Raw genomic sequence first — 3,641 nt, 5'->3', positions numbered from 1 at the left:
CCGCCGCAGCTTCCGCAGACCGTGGGGCTGGTGCCGGGCTTGGCGCCCGAGCCCTCGCAGGTCTCGCAGGTGATGGAGGCCGGCACGGTGATCTCGACCTCGGAGCCGGCATAGGCCTGCTCCAGGGTGATCTCCAGATCGTAGCGCAGGTCCTGGCCGCGGGCGGGGCCGCTGCGCTGGCGGCCGCGGCCGCCGAACATGTCGCCGAAGACGTCGCCGAACACCTCGTTGAAGATGTCGTTCACGTCGTGGAACTGGCCGTTGCCGCCGCCGCCGTTCGCGCCATTGACGCCGGCATGGCCGAACCGGTCATAGGCCGCGCGCTTCTGCGGGTCGGAGAGGACCGAATAGGCCTCGTTGATTTCCTTGAACCGGCCCTCAGCCTCCTCGCAACCGCCATTGCGGTCCGGGTGGTGTTCCATGGCCAGCTTACGGAAGGACGACTTCAGGGCCGCATCGTCGGCGGCCCGGTCCACGCCCAGGATTTCGTAATAATCCCGCATCTTATGTCAGGCGTTCAAATTGATCTGAGAAACTGAGGTGGGTGAGCGCGAGCGCCGCTGCAAGGACTGTTCCAACCTGCCCCGCGCGCAAGGGGACGGACGCCTCATGGGCGCCTTCTCGCAAGGCTTGCGGAAAGCGCCCATGGGGCGAAACGTCACGCCGATTTCTTCTGGTCGTCGTCGTCGCCGACTTCCTCGAACTCCGCGTCGACAACGTCGTCGCCGCCGTTCGAGGCGTCCGGTTGATCATCGGCCGGACCGCCCTGCTGGGCGGCGTACATGGCCTCACCCAGCTTCATGGAAGCCTGGATCAGGGTCTGGGTCTTGGCGGCGATCGCTTCGGCGTCTTCGCCTTCGCGGGCCGTCTTCAGGTCGGCGAGCGCAGTCTCGATGGCTTCCTTCTCGGGAGCGCCGACCTTGTCACCATGCTCGGCCAGCGCCTTCTCGGTCGAGTGGATCACCGCCTCGGCCTGGTTCTTGGCTTCCACCAGGGCCTTGCGCTTCTCGTCCTCGGCTTTGTTGGACTCGGCTTCCTTGACCATCTTGTCGATGTCGGCGTCCGACAGCCCGCCATTGGCCTGGATGCGGATCGACTGCTCTTTCGAGGTCGCCTTGTCGCGGGCCGAGACGTTGACGATGCCGTTCGCGTCGATGTCGAAGGTGACCTCGACCTGCGGCACGCCGCGCGGCGCGGGCGGAATGCCGACCAGGTCGAACTGGCCCAGCATCTTGTTGTCGGCCGCCATCGGCCGCTCGCCCTGGAACACCCGGATCGTCACGGCCGACTGGTTGTCGTCGGCGGTCGAGAAGGTCTGGCTGCGCTTGGTCGGGATGGTGGTGTTGCGTTCGATCAGCGGGGTGAACACGCCGCCCAGGGTTTCGATGCCCAGGGTGAGCGGGGTCACGTCCAGCAGCAGCACGTCCTTCACGTCGCCTTGCAGAACCCCGGCCTTGACCGCGGCGCCCAGCGCCACGACCTCGTCCGGGTTCACGCCGGTGTGGGGTTCACGGCCGAAGAACTCCTTCACCGTCTCCACGACCTTGGGCATGCGGGTCATGCCGCCGACCAGGATCACTTCGTCGATGTCCGACTTCTTGAGGCCCGCATCCTTCAGCGCCTGCTCGCAGGGGCCGACGGTGCGCACGATCAGGTCTTCCACCAGGGCTTCGAGCTTGGAGCGCGACAGCTTGATGTTGAGGTGCAGCGGACCCGAGGCGTTCATGGAGATGAAGGGCAGGTTCACCTCGTACTGAGGCGTGAAGGACAGTTCCTTCTTGGCCTTCTCGCCTTCTTCCTTCAGGCGCTGCAGGGCCAGCTTGTCCTTGCGCAGGTCGACGCTGGTTTCCTTTTTGAACTCGTCGGCCAGGTAGTCGACGATCCGCATGTCGAAGTCTTCGCCGCCCAGGAAGGTGTCGCCGTTGGTCGACTTCACCTCGAAGACGCCGTCGCCGATCTCCAGGATCGAGACGTCGAAGGTGCCGCCGCCCAGGTCGTAGACGACGATCTTCTTGCCGTCGTTCTTCTCAAGCCCGTAGGCGAGCGCCGCGGCGGTGGGTTCGTTGATGATGCGCAGGACTTCCAGGCCCGCGATCTTGCCCGCGTCCTTGGTGGCCTGGCGCTGGGCGTCGTTGAAGTAGGCGGGGACCGTGATGACGGCCTTCTCGACCTTTTCGCCCAGGTGCTGCTCGGCGGCTTCCTTCATCTTCTGAAGGATGAAAGCCGAGACCTGCTGAGGCGAATAGTCCTTGCCCTGGGCCTTCACCCAGGCGTCGCCCGTGGGTCCCTTGACGATGTCATAGGGCACCATGTGCTTGTCTTTTTCGACAACCGGATCGCCATAGTTGCGGCCGATGAGGCGCTTGATGGCGAACAGGGTGTTCGAAGGATTGGTCACAGCCTGGCGTTTGGCCGGTTGGCCGACGAGGCGTTCCCCGTCCTCCAGGAAGGCCACCACCGAGGGGGTGGTGCGTACGCCTTCGGCGTTCTCGATCACTTTGGGCGTTTTGCCGTCCATGATGGCCACGCACGAATTGGTCGTGCCGAGGTCGATGCCGATGATCTTGCTCATATCGAGTCTTGCTCGCTCCTGAATGGCGGACGCCGTCTAGAGGGCCTTCGGTTGAAGCACCCCGATGTTCTAGACGTCCCCGGTTCGAATAAGGGCTCGGCCGGTTAACCCACGGGGAAACCGGCGTCGAGTCGCGATATGGGATCGCTTACGTCCCCCGCAAGGGCGAATGACCCTAGAAATTTCGGGGTCTTGATCGATCCCTGTTCGGCCAAGCTTCTAAAATCCTTGCATAAGCTGGCGCGGGATATGGCGCGGCGGCCCCCCGATCCACCAGGTAGGCGTGCTGCACGACCATGGCCTGCTGTTCGATATTCAGCGCCGAAAATTCCCGACCGTCGGTCGGATCATAAGCGTAGGCGGACGGACCGTCGCCGCAGCGAAGTTTGGCCAGGGGCAGATTGACCCCGCACTGGGCCTGCCAGGCATGGACCAGCTCATGGACCAGCACCGAGCGGATCCACAGGGGGGCGAGGGAAAAGTCGGCATAGGCGCCGGCGGCCGGCCACACGACCAGCCAGCCGTTGGGCACGAACGGCCGGGTCCAGAACGGCAGGCTGAACACCCGGATGCGGTCCAGGTCCAGGGTCGCGCCGAAAACCTCGGCCGAAAGCCGCCGCTCCCCCTGGGTGAGCGCTCGCCATCTCATCGGCTTCATGCGCGATATGCCGTCCATAGCGCCTATATGGACCCTGATGAGCCCCGCTTCGACCACCGGTTTTCGCTTCCTGCCGGGCGCCCTGGACCTGGCCGCCCAGCAGGACCTGTTGACCGCGGTGACGGACCGGGTCGCCGTCGCGCCTTTCGTTCGCCAGGTCACGCCGGGCGGCAAGCCGATGAGCGTGGCCATGACCAGTTTCGGAACGCTGGGCTGGACGACCGACCTGTCGGGCTACCGCTACGAGTCGCGGCACCCGACGACTGGGGCGCCGTGGCCGGACATTCCGCAAATCCTGCTCGACCTGTGGGCGGAGCTGGCCGATCCAGAGGTTCCACCCGACGCCTGCCTGGTCAATTTCTACGACGCGGACGCCCGGATGAGCCTGCACCAGGACCGCGACGAGGCCGA

4 protein-coding genes are annotated in these 3,641 nt (G+C 65.0%); 1 reads left to right on the top strand and 3 read right to left on the bottom strand.

All coding sequences use genetic code 11. The features are described from left to right. The 3 genes from RMO04_RS05530 to RMO04_RS05520 all read right to left on the bottom strand — a co-directional run. On the bottom strand, positions 1–503 hold a 503-nt coding region (locus RMO04_RS05530; protein WP_309643793.1), incomplete at its 3' end, for a DnaJ domain-containing protein. 155 nt (positions 504–658) lie between these two features. After that, positions 659–2,572 carry a molecular chaperone DnaK gene (gene dnaK / locus RMO04_RS05525; protein WP_309643792.1) on the bottom strand — a complete coding sequence of 638 codons (1,914 nt, stop codon included), beginning with the start codon at positions 2,570–2,572 and terminating at the stop codon, positions 659–661. 175 nt (positions 2,573–2,747) lie between these two features. Continuing rightward, on the bottom strand, positions 2,748–3,230 hold the full coding sequence (locus tag RMO04_RS05520) for a hypothetical protein (protein WP_309643791.1): 483 nt from the start codon (positions 3,228–3,230) through the stop codon (positions 2,748–2,750). 37 nt (positions 3,231–3,267) lie between these two features. Between RMO04_RS05520 and RMO04_RS05515 the strand changes: the two genes are divergently transcribed. Continuing rightward, positions 3,268–3,641 (top strand): alpha-ketoglutarate-dependent dioxygenase AlkB (locus RMO04_RS05515; RefSeq protein ID WP_309643790.1); only part of this gene is annotated, 374 nt, incomplete at its 3' end.

The organism is Phenylobacterium sp. (assembly GCF_031412415.1).
In the GTDB taxonomy this organism is placed as follows: domain Bacteria; phylum Pseudomonadota; class Alphaproteobacteria; order Caulobacterales; family Caulobacteraceae; genus Phenylobacterium.
Note: the sequence above shows the minus strand (reverse complement) of the source record. Positions and strands in the feature narration are given on the sequence as shown.